Annotated in this window: 14 protein-coding genes; 1 reads left to right on the top strand and 13 read right to left on the bottom strand. The window is 45.8% G+C overall.

Annotation, left to right across the window (positions count from 1 at the left end; genetic code table 11):
* Positions 1 to 218 precede the first annotated feature (218 nt).
* Complete coding sequence (ubiG, locus tag MASE_RS17745; RefSeq protein ID WP_014951081.1) at positions 219 to 971, bottom strand: bifunctional 2-polyprenyl-6-hydroxyphenol methylase/3-demethylubiquinol 3-O-methyltransferase UbiG; 753 nt, start codon at positions 969 to 971, stop codon at positions 219 to 221.
* Positions 972 to 1,135: 164 nt separating this feature from the next.
* On the opposite strand from ubiG, the gene MASE_RS17750 reads away from it, so the two are divergent.
* On the top strand, positions 1,136 to 1,495 hold the full coding sequence (locus tag MASE_RS17750) for a DUF2237 family protein (protein WP_014951082.1): 360 nt from the start codon (positions 1,136 to 1,138) through the stop codon (positions 1,493 to 1,495).
* Positions 1,496 to 1,579: 84 nt separating this feature from the next.
* Here MASE_RS17750 and MASE_RS17755 read toward each other — a convergent pair whose 3' ends face one another.
* The 12 genes from MASE_RS17755 to mutL form a co-directional block, all read right to left on the bottom strand.
* Complete coding sequence (locus MASE_RS17755; protein ID WP_014951083.1) at positions 1,580 to 3,010, bottom strand: aldehyde dehydrogenase family protein; 1,431 nt, start codon at positions 3,008 to 3,010, stop codon at positions 1,580 to 1,582.
* Between the two features lie 32 nt (positions 3,011 to 3,042).
* A complete protein-coding gene (locus MASE_RS17760; protein ID WP_014951084.1) occupies positions 3,043 to 4,683 on the bottom strand; it encodes an acetolactate synthase large subunit in 1,641 nt (546 codons plus the stop codon).
* 151 nt (positions 4,684 to 4,834) lie between these two features.
* A complete protein-coding gene (locus MASE_RS17765) occupies positions 4,835 to 5,719 on the bottom strand; it encodes a dioxygenase family protein (RefSeq protein WP_014951085.1) in 885 nt (294 codons plus the stop codon).
* 142 nt (positions 5,720 to 5,861) lie between these two features.
* Entirely contained in the window at positions 5,862 to 6,263 is a 402-nt protein-coding gene (locus MASE_RS17770; protein WP_014951086.1) for a DUF4112 domain-containing protein, read from the bottom strand.
* 93 nt (positions 6,264 to 6,356) lie between these two features.
* A complete protein-coding gene (hemH, locus tag MASE_RS17775; RefSeq protein WP_014951087.1) occupies positions 6,357 to 7,436 on the bottom strand; it encodes a ferrochelatase in 1,080 nt (359 codons plus the stop codon).
* A 212-nt stretch (positions 7,437 to 7,648) separates the two neighbouring features.
* A complete protein-coding gene (locus tag MASE_RS17780; RefSeq protein WP_207198752.1) occupies positions 7,649 to 9,250 on the bottom strand; it encodes an AbgT family transporter in 1,602 nt (533 codons plus the stop codon).
* Between the two features lie 295 nt (positions 9,251 to 9,545).
* The gene (gene hflC, locus MASE_RS17785; protein ID WP_014951089.1) at positions 9,546 to 10,427 is read right to left on the bottom strand and encodes a protease modulator HflC; all 882 of its coding nucleotides are present in this window, start codon (positions 10,425 to 10,427) and stop codon (positions 9,546 to 9,548) included.
* A gap of 5 nt (positions 10,428 to 10,432) precedes the next feature.
* Complete coding sequence (hflK, locus tag MASE_RS17790; protein ID WP_014951090.1) at positions 10,433 to 11,584, bottom strand: FtsH protease activity modulator HflK; 1,152 nt, start codon at positions 11,582 to 11,584, stop codon at positions 10,433 to 10,435.
* A gap of 67 nt (positions 11,585 to 11,651) precedes the next feature.
* The gene (gene hflX, locus MASE_RS17795; RefSeq protein ID WP_014951091.1) at positions 11,652 to 12,941 is read right to left on the bottom strand and encodes a ribosome rescue GTPase HflX; all 1,290 of its coding nucleotides are present in this window, start codon (positions 12,939 to 12,941) and stop codon (positions 11,652 to 11,654) included.
* A gap of 17 nt (positions 12,942 to 12,958) precedes the next feature.
* Positions 12,959 to 13,207 carry an RNA chaperone Hfq gene (hfq, locus tag MASE_RS17800; protein WP_014951092.1) on the bottom strand — a complete coding sequence of 83 codons (249 nt, stop codon included), beginning with the start codon at positions 13,205 to 13,207 and terminating at the stop codon, positions 12,959 to 12,961.
* Between the two features lie 78 nt (positions 13,208 to 13,285).
* Positions 13,286 to 14,179, bottom strand: a complete 894-nt coding sequence (miaA, locus tag MASE_RS17805) for a tRNA (adenosine(37)-N6)-dimethylallyltransferase MiaA (protein ID WP_051129072.1) — start codon at positions 14,177 to 14,179, stop codon at positions 13,286 to 13,288.
* A 43-nt stretch (positions 14,180 to 14,222) separates the two neighbouring features.
* A complete protein-coding gene (gene mutL, locus MASE_RS17810) occupies positions 14,223 to 16,082 on the bottom strand; it encodes a DNA mismatch repair endonuclease MutL (protein ID WP_014951094.1) in 1,860 nt (619 codons plus the stop codon).
* Positions 16,083 to 16,101 lie beyond the last annotated feature (19 nt).

Genomic DNA, 16,101 nt, shown 5'->3' on the forward strand with positions numbered 1-16,101 from the left:
GTCTGTGGTCAGACCTTTGTTATAATTATGTAAACACTATGTAAAGATCAACCTTTGTGTGAAATCTTTAATAAAGGCTTTTACTATGTATAGGTAAATTTTCGACGGAGTTAGTTACTATTAGTCAGTTAATTCAGAAAGATAGCGTCAGGTATGAAGTATGTTAACCCATACCATTTGCACTAGACATACAGGACATAAATAACACTTATAGTCGCTTATTTATGTTTGGAATATGCTTGAATGTAGTTTACGGCCAGGCTCGAAGTGGTTAGCCACTCTCCTTTAAGTGGGTTTAGCCTCATACCGACCTGATACTTAAGGGTAAACTCATTTCCAATCCAGCGTTTTAATTCGCCGGGCTTAACAAATTTCTTCCAGTCATGGGTTCCTATTGGTAAGTAGCGCATTACGTATTCCGCTCCCACTATGGCAACAACATAACTTTTCAGCGTGCGGTTCAGCGTCGCCAAAATCAGCAGGCCACCCGGCTTAACCAAACTTGCGCACTCGCGCATAAGCTGCTGCTGGTCAGGCACGTGCTCAACAACTTCGGCGTTAATTACCACATCATATTGCCGACCTTCTTCTACTACCTCGCTTGAGAGTTTATGCTGATAGTCTACCTTTACTCCTGTATTTTGAGCATGGCGCTTTGCCACTTCTACGCTCACCGCACTGGCATCTATTCCCGTAACTTGAGCGCCTAATTTTGCTAGCGGTTCGCTTATTAGCCCACCGCCACTGCCAATATCTATCACCGATAAGGCGGAATAATCGGGAGGCAAGTTGCCCTGACCGAAATGATTTTCTATTTGTGCTTTTATAACGTTTAGTCTTGCCCGATTAAAATCCAGCGCGGTTTTGTATTTGCCTTCTGGGTCCCACCAAGAGTCAGCCAGCGCATCGAAGCGCGCAATCTCTTGTTCAGAAAAGTTACTGTCGCCTGTTTTTTTGCTTTTATCGAGCACGATTTTTTACCTTAAAACGTAGTTACCGTAGCGCTTATTGTTGACCCTTGTCGAGCAGGGTCATAAGGTGGATAGATAAGGTTCTATTCATCCTAAATTCGCTACTTGGCGATTTGAATAAGACATACCTATTAAACCATACGTTGTAAAAGAGGGTTCTGATTTTGGCGAACGCAAAAAATGTTTATGGACGCCCACTCCAGCTATGCTGTGGAAATACTGGATTTACTCGAGAAGGATTTTGCTATGTACCAGACGCTGATGTGGGTAATCACAGCGTATGCGCGGTTGTCACTGACGAATTTCTTCAATTTTCGCTACGACAAGGCAACGACCTCATCACGCCGTGGCCTAGTATGACATTTCCTGGCCTGTTAGCAGGCGACAGATGGTGTTTGTGTGCCGCTCGCTGGCTACAAGCCTATGAGGCAGGTGTAGCGCCGAAAGTACGCTTGGAAGCCACACATGAAAAAGCGTTAGATATTATTCCACTTTCACTGCTAGAAGAGTACGCGGCAGATTAATCTAAACCTGCCGCCTCGCCCTCGAATGCTTATATTCGCACTATTGCGCGAACATTGCTTGATTGAGCAGTGAAGTTCAATCTACTACTGAGGAGTACGAATTACCATAAGGCGAGTCTCAGACATATCTTCAATCGCATAGCGAATACCTTCGCGCCCTAGACCTGAGTCCTTCACGCCACCATAGGGCATGTTGTCCACCCGCCAGCTAGGTACATCTCCAATGACCACACCACCAACGTCAAGCACGTCCCATGCTTTGTGCGCTTTGTATATATCGCGGGTAAACACACCTGCTTGAAGTCCGTAGCGGCTGTTATTTACTTCTTCAAGCGCTTCGTCATAGTCATCGAATGGCACCAGAATAGATAGAGGGCCAAACGCTTCTTCGGCACTGGCATCACAATCCTTTGGTACATTTTCCATTACCGTAGCCTCAAGCATGGCGCCGTCTCGTGTTCCGCCGCATAGAATGGTGGCACCTTTCTCTTTTGCTTCTTCAATCCAGCCGTGAAGGCGCTCTGCTTCGCCTTCTGAGATCATAGGGCCAATAAAGGTGTCTTCATTAGACGGGTCGCCAGACACTAACGCTTTCACTTTTTCCACATAGCGCGACTTAAACTCATCGTATATTTTGCTATGCACTAAAAGGCGCTGAACACTTATACAACTTTGCCCTGATTGATAATAAGCTCCGACAATTACCCGGTCGATGGCGTCTTCAATATCGGCATCTTCATCAACTACGCATGCGGCGTTACCGCCAAGCTCCAATACCACCGGCTTCTTTCCTGCTTTTGCTTTAAGCGCCCAGCCCACATCAGGTGAACCTGTGAAGCTAAGCAGCTTTAGTCTTTCATCAGTAGTGAATAAGTCAGCGCCGTCGCGGCTACAAGGTAGAATAGAAAATGCGCCATTGGGTAAGTCGGTTTCAGCTAATACCTCACCAATAATAAGCGCACCAATAGGGGTTCGCGAGGCAGGCTTAAGTACAAAGGTACAGCCTGCTGCGATTGCAGGAGCCACCTTGTGCGCAGCCAAATTCAGAGGAAAATTAAACGGCGATATAAATGAACATGGACCTATAGGGACCTTCTTGGTCATGCCCTGATAACCTTTGGCACGCGCCGAGATTTCTAAATTCACCACCTCGCCGTTAATACGCACTGATTCTTCTGCCGCTATTTTGAAGGTATCGATAAGGCGGCTGACTTCGCCCTTAGCGTCTTTGATTGGCTTACCAGCCTCTATACAAAGCGCTTGTGCCAACTCATCGGCTCTTTCGGTAAAGCGCTTCACACAGTGCTCTAGCACCGCTTGTCTTTCGAAAGGAGCCATGGCGGCCATCGCAGGCTGCGCTTCTTCTGCTGCAGCAATGGCCTTATCGATGGTATCCGCATCGGCCATCGCCACCTTGGTTGCTACCTCTCCGGTGTATTTATTAGTCACGTCCAAGTCGGTATTGGCATAATGTGGCTCACTCGCTAAATAATAGGGATAGCTTTCCTTCAACATTTTTTACTCCTTACCTTTCTGTTACGTTTGGCTTAAAGCTTGGCGCTAAGCTCTTTAATCGTATGATTTAGTGTTTTGTCATTCATACTGTAATCAACTGGACAATCGATAATATGTACGCCTTTTGTGTTCAAACACTTATCAACTAAGTGAATAAGTACATCCGCATCGTCAACTCTCCAGCCCTGTGCGCCGTAACTTTGTGCGTATTTAACAAAGTTGGGGTTGCCATAATCTAAACCAAACTCATCGAACTGCATGTTTGCTTGTTTCCACTTGATCATTCCGTACGCATCGTCGCGCAAGATGATCACCACAAGGTCAAGCTTAAGCCTAACGGCAGTCTCAATTTCTTGGCTATTCATCATAAAGCCGCCATCGCCGCATACGCTTACCACAGGGACATCAGGCTTCACTAGTTTGGCAGCTATAGCTGATGGCAAACCGGCTCCCATTGAAGCCAATGCGTTGTCTAAAAGCAGGGTATTCGGATGATATGCGGGGTAATTTCGGGCAAACCATATTTTATATACGCCGTTGTCTAACGTAACAATGCCGTTATCAGGCATAACTTTACGAATATCGCGTACAAGACGTTCTGGTAAGATAGGGAATCGATTATCGTCTTCTGCTTCAGCACGGTGGTCTACATAGGCTTGATGCACATCTTTGTAGAAGTCGAGTTTCCAACTGTCTTGGGGAGTAATGCCTTCTTTTATTTGCCAGATGCTGTTAGCAATATCTCCAACGACTTCGAGTTGCGGGAAGTAAACAGGGTCTACGGCAGCCGAATCAAAGTTGACATGAATCACTTTTTTATCGTTGTGATGCATGAAGAACGGTGGCTTTTCTACCACATCGTGGCCTACGTTGATAATAAGATCGGCACGCTCTATTGCCCTGTGTACAAAGTCACCGTCAGACAGAGCAGTATTCCCTGCAAAGCGCGGGTCGCTTTCGTTTAGTACCCCTTTGCCCATTTGGGTGGTAACAAATGGAATGCAGGTTTTATCAACAAACTCCCTGAGCATTTTCGCTGTTAGCTTTCTGTTTGCTCCGGCGCCAATCAATAACAAAGGTGACTGGGCTTCTTCAATCATAGTAACCGCAGCAGCAATTGCTTTGTATTCGGCGATAGGTCGACGGGCCATGCTAGGTGTTAGTATTTGGGCACTGGTTTGTTCTGCGGCAATGTCTTCTGGCAGTTCAATGTGTACAGCGCCCGGGCGCTCTTCATGGGCTAGACGAAATGCCTCTCGCACAGTAGAAGGAATTCTATCGCCACTCACAATCTGGTTGGTGAATTTAGTGATCGGCCGCATCATGTCAACGATGTCGATAACTTGAAATCGACCTTGTTTGCTGGTTTTGATCGGCTTTTGCCCAGTAATCATCAACATTGGCATAGCACCAAGTTGAGCATAAGCCGCGGGAGTAACTAGATTAGTGGCCCCAGGTCCTAAGGTCGAAAGGCACACTCCCACTTTTCCGGTAAGCCTGCCGTATGTAGCAGCCATAAAACCAGCGCCTTGCTCGTGACGCGTCAGCACCAGTTTAATAGAGGACTCGCGCAACGACTCAAGTAAGTCGAGGTTTTCTTCACCTGGGATACCAAAGACGTATTCCACGCCTTCTGCTTCTAACGCTTTAACAAATAAATCGGACGCTTTCATGTGCTGCACGCTCCTTGTAATTTGAGCAGAAAATAAAGTTCTTATTAGTTGTGCTACGAAACAATGCTGCGAATGGGTTTACTGTGCGTAATAAAATGCCCGTTGCTAACGGGCATGTTAAAAAATAGTGTATAGGAGAGAAAAAGGAAGTCTAATCACTGATTATTATGCGCTTGTATGCGAGCAAAGAACCATCTTCGTTTTGTGACACACTAAATGTATATTCATTGTAGTCACTGCCAAACACTGTATCTTGCCCCAGCAACGTGTCTGGCTCACCCCGGTGACTGTAGTCGGGATGATTGGTACAAATGTCTTGGCAAAAGCTATCGGAAAAGCCAAATTGAGAAACCAATTGATCAGTATTGTTGCGACGTATACGAAAATGGATGTGGATAGCTCGGCTGCTGTACCAGCCGGGAAAACAGCTTTTTAGGTTTATTCTTCCGCTAGCATCTGTCACCGAAATACCTCTGAACCACTTCGCACTTAATGCATCCGCTTCATTTCCCGTGCAAAATGCCGAATTAAATCCGCTGGCATCGACACTATCACTGGTATCTCCTGAATAAACGCCATCTACATCGCAATGCCATACTTCAATTTCATAACCCGATAGGGGATTACACGCTTCATCAATTAACTGAAGACACAACATCATCGGCAAACCTGTTTGCTCATATGAGATGTCGTCAAGATAGTCACTTTGAAAATAGCACGGGCCTTCCGTTTGAGAACCTGTGAGAGCCACACTGCATACAGAAGCAGTGTCAAATAAACTATCGTCTGGAAAATCTGATGTCATAGCTGACGTGCCACCGCTTGCCCAACCGTCAAAATCTTCTTCAGGTTCGGCATTTGAATCGGTGTTGTTATTGGAAGATGAGGAGTTAGATGTTGTGGAACTGTCAGAGGCGGAATTGGAACCTCCACACCCCCACAATCCGATAGCAATAGGAGCCAATGTAAGTCCCACCGCTGTTTTCATAAAGCGGCGTCGCTTTAACGGCTCTTCCGTTAATTTTTTTGATGTCATCGTACGTTGCCCTTGGTTGTCTTTGCAAAAAGGACATTTAGCTAAAGGGCAAGGTTCTCTTATTTACTCAAGCTTTACGTAGCTTTACACAGTAAATAAGCAAAGTGAAAAAAGCGCAGGTATTTGGGTAACTAAACCTAGGTTATTCAGCACTCCATTCGGATAGCGCCTTCTGTGTTACTTTATCTACCTTATGTTTATTTTCGCTTATCCACCAGCGCTCCATAATACGGACATTTTTCTGATTGGCTTTATAGAATATATCCACAATGTCGCCAACAAATGGAATAAAACCTAAGCCAAAGTCGATTGCTGAGTTTTTTACCATTTGAGCTATTAGCGCTTTGGGCATACCCAATGATTTTCCCAGCCAAACTATTCGAAGTGAAACGAAGAGCATCAGCGCGTCACCGGCTCCTGGGATAAGGCCCACGATTGAATCCAAGCCTATTCTTATTGGGATAAAAGGGAGCTTTACAGCAGTATCCAGCAAGTTCGCCAGTTTTTGCGCTTTAAGTAGTGCCTTTGGTGCTTTGCCTTCCACGACCTTATCTCCCTTTCAATATAATAAATGCGCCACCAAGGGTGATTTCCCTATTGGTTTTCCTCGAAACGTTTACTGTCAGCTTTTCAAACGCTACTTTTCAGCGCCTAACGCTCTTGCTAAGCCTGCGCGCAAACCGTTGTCCGACTGTACTGTCCACCCATGCAGGTTTTCTTGCACTATGTCAAAAAGCACGTCTATATGTTCTTTGTCACTGTTAAGTGCCGCGATGTATTCATAGCGCTCACCACCAGCTTCCATAAAGTACTCGCGATTCTCTTCACCAATTTCTTCAATAGTTTCCAAGCAATCGGCTGAGAAGCCAGGGCACATAACCTGAATGGATTTCACCCCTTTTTCAGGTAAAGACTTTAACGTTTCATCTGTATACGGTTTCAACCACTCTTCTCGACCAAAACGAGATTGGAAGGTTGTCATATATTCGTCGTGTGAAAGGCCAAGTTTCTCGGCAAGCAAGCGCGACGTTTTGTGGCACTCGCAGTGATAGGGGTCACCATTCATTAAATAGCGCTTAGGAATACCGTGGTAAGACAAAATAAGCTTGTCCGCCCTTCCATGGGTTTCCCAATGCGCTTTTACTTTGTTCGCCAGCGCGGTAATGAAATTATCGCGGTCGTGATAGTGATTCACGAAGCGAAGTTCTGGGAGCCAACGGCGAGAGGTGAAATCCTTAGCGATAGCATCAAATGTAGAGCCAGTTGTCGACGCGCTGTATTGAGGGTAAAGCGGTAAAACGACGAGTTTGCGTACGCCTTTTTCCAACATGGACTCGATGGTATCACCAATGGCGGGCTTGCCGTAGCGCATGGCAAAATCAACAATTACGTCATCGCCATATTGGGCTTTACAGCGTTCAGCAATAGCTGATGCTTGCGCTTTAGTAATAGCCATAAGTGGAGAGCCTTCTTCCGTCCATACGGTGGAATAAGCCTCTGCCGAGCGCTTGGGGCGAAAGTTTAGAATAATACCATTTAATACAAACCACCAAATCGCTTTAGGCACTTCCACAACCCGCGGGTCAGAAAGAAACTCTTTCAAATAAGGGCGTAACGCCTGCTTAGTTGGCGCTTCCGGTGTCCCCAAATTCGTTACCAGTACGCCAATTTTATCTGGTTGCCCGTGAGTAAAACCTTTGTTCGATTTGTATTTCATGTATTCATAGTCCGAGAAGTACTGCGCTATATCCGTATTATACTGAATTACCTTAGATTATGATCTGCTATAACGCCAAAAAAGTGCGATTGCGTTAATAGATTTTGGACATTAAAAAAGCGACAGGTGTTCGAAAATACTTTTCAAAAACACATGCCGCTTTCTTAGTTTGCTGCCGCATTATGCGTGAGGCAGCTCGTAAAGCTATCTATTTAAGGCTGATAGTAAGTCGCTGCGCCCGGGCCTACCGGCATACCGAGTAGGAACACCCAAATGTAGAACAAAATTGTCCAACCTACGATAAACACCATTGAGTAAGGCAGCATCATGGCAATGAGCGTGCCCATTCCCAAGTCTTTCTTGTACCTTGCAGCCATGGCCAAGATTAGTCCGAAATAGCTCATCATAGGTGCGATAACGTTTGTGACTGAATCACCAATACGGTATGCAGCTTGAATCACTTCAGGCGCGTAGCCTATGAGCATGAGCATTGGCACAAAAATAGGTGCTGTTACCGCCCATTGCGCTGATGCACTCCCTAGCGACAGGTTCACTACACCACACATCAAAATAAACAGAATAAACACCGCTGGGCCATCTAACCCTGCCGCTTGTAACAACGCAGCACCTTTAACGGCTAATACTGTGCCTAGGTTTGTCCATTTGAAAAACGCAACAAACTGCGCAGCAAAGAATACTAGCGTAATGTAAAGACCCATTGCCCCCATGCTTTTAGACATGGCATCAATAACATCTTTGTCGTTCTTCATCGACTTGGTAACTTTACCGTAAACAAAGCCAGGAATAGCAAAGGTGATAAATATGAATGCAACAATACCTTTAAGGAACGGAGAGCCCGCTACTTCACCTGTTTCTGGATGACGCAATATACCGTTTTCTGGCACTACCGTTAGCGCTAGTATCGCGCACACAATAACAAACGATATACCGGCCCAACGCAGGCCTTTCTTTTCTAAATCCGTAGGCGCGTCCATTGATTGCTTGCCTAAATCTATGGAAGCATCAGCAGGGTCAAATTTACCGAGTCTCGGCTCAACAACCTTTTCGGTGACCAACGCGCCCATTGTGGCTACAACGAAGGTACTGATGAACATGAAGTACCAGTTTACTTCTGGGCCTACCATATAGTCGGGGTCAATCATGTGAGCAGCGGCTTCCGTGATACCCGACAACAGTGGGTCGACGGTTCCAAGCAGTAGGTTGGCGCTATAGCCAGCCGATACACCTGCAAACGCGGCGGCCAGACCCGCTAACGGGTGACGACCTAACGAGTGGAAAATCATCGCTGCCAGTGGAATAAGTACCACGTAGCCAAGCTCTGATGCTGTGTTTGAAATGATACCTGCGAAGACGATAGCAAAGGTCACGGCACGTTTAGAGGCATTCATCACCAACGCGCGCATTGCTGCTGATAACAGGCCAGAATGTTCTGCTACCGATACACCAAGAAGCGCAACAAGTACGGTACCCAGTGGCGCAAAGCCTGTGAAATTGGTAACCAAGCCTGTCACTATTCGCTGCAAACCTTCTGCGCTCATCAGCGATATGACTTCAATCATACCGTCTTCTTCACGCCCCTTTGCACCTATTGGGCGAGGGTCAGCTACAGCAATGTCAAAGTAACCAAGTATCCCACTAAGTAACACAATGAAAAGTGAAAGCAGAGCGAACAGCGTTACTGGATGTGGGAGCAGGTTTCCTAACCATTCCACCGTGGTGAGAAATCGCGAGAATAACCCACCTTGTCCGCCCCTATCATCGGCAGACACTGTATTTGTATTTTCCGTTGTCAAAATCTTCCCTCTGTCGTTTATTGACGTCTACCACACCAAGGTTAATGCTGGGAAGGCATCAACGTTGTACATAAATAGTGACGTGTTTTAATAGTATTCAGACGGTATTTTACCCGATTTAGTGAAATTTTGGCAGTGGATAGGGTAAATGAAGGGTTAAGTCAGTGTACATTTTCCTAAATTGCCCGGCTACGCAGATTAAATATAACCCGCTATATCATACCGTTAGCCTTTCAAAAGGCGTAAAAAAACCAGTCTAAAAAGACTGGCTTTTAAAGCTTAAAATTACGGCTATTTAGTTACCGTTTGACTTGTTCATATACTTGAAGAAGTCGCTGTCTGGTGCAATAACCATGACATCTTGTTTGCTGTTAAAGCTTTGCTTATACGCGTCCATACTGCGCAGGAAGCTGTAAAAATCAGCATTCTTTGAGTAAGCGTCAGCGTAAATTTGTGCCGCAATTGCATCACCTTCACCGCGAAGTTGACGTGCATTACGCTCAGCATCAGCAAGCATTACCGTTACCTTAGCATCGATGTTTGCCTTAATGACTTCGGCTTGCTCTTGACCTTCTGAACGATGCTCACGAGCTACGGCGGCACGCTCTGCGCGCATACGCTGGAAGATCGAGTTGCTCACCTCAGTAGGTAAGTTAATCTGCTTAACGCGTACGTCTACAATTTCAATACCAAGCTCGTCAGACGATGTAGAAGCTTGTTCCATTGCTTGGTTCATAAGCGCTGAACGCTCACCAGAAACGATTTGTGCAATAGTACGAGTACCAAACTCAGAACGTAGGCCGTTGTTTACTTTTTGCTTCAGTAGCGCTTCTGCTTGCAGCTTGTTGCCACCCGTTGATAGGTAGTAACGTGCAAAGTCTTCTATGCGCCACTTAACATAAGAGTCAACAATCAGGTCTTTCTTCTCGCTTGTTACAAAGCGATCAGGCGTTCCATCCAACGTTTGAATACGCGCATCTAGATGGCGTACCGAGTCAATAAACGGAAGTTTAAAGTGTAAACCTGGCTCAAAAACTCGAGTTTCACCGGTCGCGTCATCGCGCTGAACCTTACCAAATTGAATAACAATGGCACGCTCACCCTCTTTAACTGCAAACAGAGAACCTGATGCAAGCAAAACAAGAAGAACGAATGCTGCTATTAATAAATTCTTCATTATGCTTATCTCCCTTCTCTGTAGCTGTCACCGCGTAAACCAGAGGTTGGCGACGAATTACGGCTTCTGCCTGAAGTATCAGTTACAGGTGTTTGTAAGCTTTCTAGCGTGTTGCGTGAGCGATCGTTAGACGACGACTGCTGACGCTCCATAATTTTATCCAGAGGCAGGTACATCATGTTGTTTCCGCCTTTGCTATCAACCATGATTTTACTGGTGTTACCCAACACTTCTTCCATGGTTTCAAGATAGATACGTTCGCGAGTAACCTGAGGTGCGCGCTCATATTGTGGAAGCAGCTCTTCAAAACGTGCCACTTCACCCTGCGCTTCCAACGTTACACGCTCTTTATAGGCTTGCGCTTCTTCATTCATACGATTTACTTGACCACGTGCACGTGGCTCAATCTCTCTCGCATAAGCTTCAGCTTCACGAATAAAACGTTGTTCATCTTCCTGTGCAGCAATCGCATCATCAAAAGCATCTTTAACTTGCTCTGGTGGGCGGGCATCACGGAAGTTCATATCGATAATGGAAACACCCATGTTGTAGGGTTCAATGATCGCTTGAAGCTCTTCCCATACACGCTGACGCGTTACTTCACGGCCGTCGGTAAGTACGTCGTCCATTTTAGAGTGGCCAACTACGTAGCGAATAGCGCTATCAAGAGACTGACTTAAACTCTGCTCAGGGCTTTCAACGGCAAACGTCCAACGATATGGGTCTACAACGCGAAATTGCATTTCCATTTGAACGCTTACCACGTTTTCGTCTTCTGTAAGCATAGAGCCTGAAGATGACTGGTCGCGAATTGACTGAACATCAACTGGGATTACTGAGTCAATGAACGTTGGCGCCCAACGAAGACCCGGCTCAACCTGCTCGTGATACTCACCGAAGCGAAGCACTACGCCACGCTCTGCTTCACGAATAGTGTAAAAACCACTAATGAACCAAATTACGACAAGTAAACCTACAAGAATACCAGCGCCGATACCACCTAGGCTTTTGCCTGAGCCGCCACCGTTGCCACCTGACTTTCCAAACTTACCAAATAAGTTCTTAAAAACATCGTCCAAATCTGGGGGACCTTGCTCTTTCCCACCGCGATTCTTCCACGGGTCGTTATTATTGCCACCCGGCTCATTCCAAGCCATGCTGATACTCCATAGATTACTGTTATATTTTTGAATTTCGCATGCTCAATGCAGTGACTAGCACTGACTAATGTCGCACAACATACTCTGATATTCCGTTTTCCAGACGTTTTTCAAGTCTGTTCCAGTCAGCGGCGGGCATTCTCACATCAACTACCCAGTCTCCCTGACTGTCGTATTCTTCACTAGCAATACAGTTTAGTTCGTACAACACGCCGCGCAATCGACTTTGTGCAGGCGGAATCTTTAATGTGTAATTCACCATGCTTTTACCTAAACATTCGGTTAAAGCCTGGCTCAATAATTCCGTTCCTTCGCCTGTTTGTGCAGATAGCCACACTCTAACAGGCACGCCTTCGTCGTTTCTTTCTATACGCGGTTGAACGTCGTCTAGTTTATCAATCTTATTACAGATTAGTAATTGTTGAATCTCTCCAGCTTCAATTTCTTCAAGTACATCATTAACTTCATCCATAGTTTCGCGATATTTTGCATCAGCAATATCAACCACATGGAGCAGTAAATCTGCTTCTTGAGTCTCTTGAAGTGTCGCTTTAAACGCAGCAACGAGGTCGTGGGGAAGATGACGAATAAAACCTACCGTGTCGGCTAAAATAGCCGGCCCTACGTCTTTTAAATCGATTTTGCGTAACGTGGGATCTAGCGTTGCAAACAGCTGATCGGCAGCGTAAACGTGTGAGTCGGTAATGGTGTTAAACAGCGTCGATTTTCCCGCATTCGTATAGCCAACTAAGGATACCGTTGGAATTTCAGCGCGTTTGCGCGAGCGGCGACCCTGCTCGCGTTGCTTTTGCACTTTTTCCAAACGACGAAGAATGGCTTTAATACGACCACGAAGTAGTCGACGGTCAGTTTCTAGCTGTGTCTCACCTGGACCGCGAAGACCAATACCACCTTTTTGACGCTCAAGGTGGGTCCATCCTCTGATGAGACGAGTTGAGATATGCCTCAACTGGGCTAGTTCGACCTGAAGCTTACCCTCATGTGTTCTTGCGCGCTGCGCAAAAATATCGAGAATTAGCCCCGTTCTATCTAACACCCGGCATTTACACACCGCTTCTAAATTACGCTCCTGAGAAGGAGAAAGCGCGTGGTTGAAAATAACAACGTTGGCATCGTGTGCTTTCACTGCCGCTGCTATTTCCTCTGCCTTACCTGAACCAACAAAAAACTTAGCATGAGGCGCACTGCGCGAAGTCGTAATAACTTCTACCGCATTAACCCCTGCTGAAGACACAAGCAATTCAAGCTCACTTAAGTCTTCTTTACTGTTCTCGTCGGAAAAATTAACATGAACAAGTACAGCCTGTTCACCGGCTTCATAACGGTCAAACAAGCGCGTTACCTTTTAAATTATTCACCTTTAGTATTTTCAGAATCTCCTGCGCTAGGCATTGTGATAGCGCGTGCTGGAACAACAGTAGAAATCGCGTGCTTATACACCATTTGGCTTACTGTGTTCTTCAGTAAAATTACGAACTGGTCGAAAGATTCAACCTGTCCCTGAAGTTTAATACCGTTTACCAGATAAATTGATACTGGAATACGTTCCTTACGCAAAGCGTTCAAGAATGGGTCTTGTAAAGATTGCCCTTTAGCCATTTGATATCCTTAGTTTTTATTATTCGTGATAGGAATTTCACTATCACTGCACGTCTAATATATACCACACTCAAACATTTAAAGTGTGACTTTCGCTGTAATTTTAGTCAAATTATCGTTAGCAAATGTGTCTAGCCATGTAACCTGCTCCCAGCCCCGTAACCACGTGAGCTGACGCTTGGCGAGCTGCCTTGTAGCGATAATGCCTCTTTCACGCATTTCTGCGTAACTCAATTGGCCGTCTAGGTACTGCCACATCTGTCTGTACCCTACCGAACGAATAGAAGGCAAATCTTCATGAAGATCACTGCGTTCGTAGAGCTTTACTACTTCATTCTCAAACCCTTGCTCCAACATCAAATCAAAGCGGGTCGCTATACGTTCGTGCAACACTGCCCTGTCTGCGGGCGCTATGGCAAATTGTGCAATGTTATAAGGGCACTTTTCACCCTCTTGTTGTTGCCAATGTGTCAACGTCTTGCCGGTACTTCTATACACTTCCAGCGCACGGGTAATTCGCTGTGGGTCGTTGGGGTGAATTCTCTCACCACTAATTGGGTCTACACCACGTAATTCATCGTGTAATTTAGACCAACCCAAGCGTTGTGCCTGCTGTGTTATTTCGTCCCGTATCTTTTCATCTGACTTAGGTAGTGGCGAAATTCCATTTATCAAGGCATTAAAGTACATCATTGTACCTCCAGCCAAAATTGGCACCTTGCCACGCGCTAAAATATCGCCAATTAGCGCATTAGTGTCGTTTACAAATTGCGACACCGAATAGCTTTGTGCAGGGTCGATAATATCAATTAGATGATGTACTACACCTGCTTGCTCTTCCTGCGTTGGCTTCGCAGTGCCGATGTCCATACCTTTATAAACAAGGGCTGAATCAACACTAATTACTTCGCTTTCAACCTTGGCCGCTATATCAAGCGCCAAGCCTGTCTTGCCTGATGCCGTGGGGCCCATAATTGCTATTACTGGCAATGCAGAATTTATGCCATTGGACACCTTATTCTCCCCATACATCTAGCACTGAATTTAAGGGGCGCACTTTAGCAAATTGCTCAATAATTTCCCATTGTTTCACTTCGCTCTGCTGATCCAACCAGTACCACAGCGCATTTGATGTCTCTTCATCTAAAACATGTTCAGGCAAAACCAATGATTTTACGGCATCATCAAGTGAATTTACTTCATCATTTAGTTCAACTAATAAGAAGTATTCAAACCACTTGAGCCACGGCAAGTGCCTGGTGCCGGCCGGCACCTGTTGCAGCCGATATTTGCCAGCCACTTTATTCACTTCAAAATGCGCGTCGTTTAGCAGTGTAACCAGTTGCTCATTGACATTATTGAGCGAAACAGCAACGGGCATTAACAACGGTTGTCCATGCTGCGCTTTTAAAAATAGTTCGCTTAACCAGATACTTGCAACTTTAGTTGCACAAAGAAGGTAAATTTTTTCTGATTTTGGGTAAATTCTACACTGGGAAGTTAGATTAACGTGCTCTGCAACGGGCATCGGGTCTGCATTGTTGTTAATAATGTCGCTATTTGGCGTCATTAACGCATTGTAATTTGACTGATATGCCGCACTTGGCCCTCGACTTTGCTTATGTGCAGCGCCACCACTTCGTCCACCACTGGCACTTCCCGAGGATGTATTTCTTGGACTGCCTGTAAATTGCCCATAAGACTGTGGCGCGCCTTGCGAGATTCCCCCCGTCGAGTAACGAGAAGACTCGTTGAACGCCTGTGCATTATCCGACGTTTGATTCTGTAAAGGCCTAATGTAATCGTGTTCTACCTGAGAAGACATGAAATCTGAGCCCGAAGGACGGCTTGCGTCCATTCCTGATAAAGGCTGTTCGTCGGTCATGGCATGCAGCGCATCACTCACGGTTTTACAGATAAAGTCGTGTACCAATCTGCCTTGTTGAAACCTCACCTCATGCTTGGCGGGATGAACATTTACATCCACATCTTTAGGGTTAACCGTTAAGTACACCACAAAGCTTGGTTGCTCCACCACACCCCAAACGCTTTCGTACGCTTGGCGAATAGCGTGCATAATAAGCTTATCTCGCATGCCTCTGCCGTTAACAAAACTGAACTGGCAATCATTACTGCTGCGAAGCATGGCCTCATTACCTAGCCAAGCATCAATGTGAAGACCTTCATACTCAGTACTAATATGTACGGCGTTTTGAACAAACTTTTGTCCAACCACAGCGCCAATTCGGGTGGCTAAACTGCCTGCTTTGTCGGCGATAAAGCGCTTTGCTACTTTATCGTTGTGTTTTAAAACAAATGAAACCTTGGGATAGCTCAGTGCTATGCGTTTTATGACTTCTTCAATATGCTGAAATTCGGTTTTTTCGGTGCGTAAAAACTTACGTCTTGCTGGCGTGTTGTAAAACAGATCTGCCACGTCAATTGTGGTGCCAACAGGGTGGGCCGCTGGCTGGATATTTACCGCCATTTCCCTACCCTCACAATAGGCCTGCCACGCCTCACCTTGAGACTCAGTGCGCGATGTCAGTGTTAACCGGCTTACCGAGCTAATACTGGCCAGCGCTTCGCCACGAAAGCCAAGAGAGAGAATTTGTTCTAAGTCATCCAGAGTGGTGATTTTGCTGGTTGCATGGCGACTTAATGCCAGCTGCAGTTCACTTTTGACAATGCCTGACCCATTGTCTTTTATTCGAATGCGTTTGTGGCCACCTTTTTCAATATCGACTTCTATTTTGGTGGCACCAGCATCAAGGCTGTTTTCTAGTAATTCTTTAACCACAGACGCGGGGCGCTCAACCACTTCACCAGCGGCAATCTGGTTTGCAAGTTGGGGAGATAAAAGCTGTATAGGCAAAGGACTACCCTATGATATT

This window comes from Alteromonas macleodii ATCC 27126 (assembly GCF_000172635.2).
Lineage (GTDB): Bacteria > Pseudomonadota > Gammaproteobacteria > Enterobacterales > Alteromonadaceae > Alteromonas > Alteromonas macleodii.

What these genes read in the sequence shown, in the direction of transcription:
- hfq (WP_014951092.1), bottom strand. Translation starts at nt 13,207, where the DNA reads ATGGCTAAAGGGCAATCTTTACAAGACCCATTCTTGAACGCTTTGCGT.
- MASE_RS17760 (WP_014951084.1), bottom strand. Translation starts at nt 4,683, where the DNA reads ATGAAAGCGTCCGATTTATTTGTTAAAGCGTTAGAAGCAGAAGGCGTG.
- hflK (WP_014951090.1), bottom strand. Translation starts at nt 11,584, where the DNA reads ATGGCTTGGAATGAGCCGGGTGGCAATAATAACGACCCGTGGAAGAAT.
- MASE_RS17755 (WP_014951083.1), bottom strand. Translation starts at nt 3,010, where the DNA reads ATGTTGAAGGAAAGCTATCCCTATTATTTAGCGAGTGAGCCACATTAT.
- hemH (WP_014951087.1), bottom strand. Translation starts at nt 7,436, where the DNA reads ATGAAATACAAATCGAACAAAGGTTTTACTCACGGGCAACCAGATAAA.
- hflC (WP_014951089.1), bottom strand. Translation starts at nt 10,427, where the DNA reads ATGAAGAATTTATTAATAGCAGCATTCGTTCTTCTTGTTTTGCTTGCA.
- miaA (WP_051129072.1), bottom strand. Translation starts at nt 14,179, where the DNA reads ATGGGCCCCACGGCATCAGGCAAGACAGGCTTGGCGCTTGATATAGCG.
- MASE_RS17765 (WP_014951085.1), bottom strand. Translation starts at nt 5,719, where the DNA reads ATGACATCAAAAAAATTAACGGAAGAGCCGTTAAAGCGACGCCGCTTT.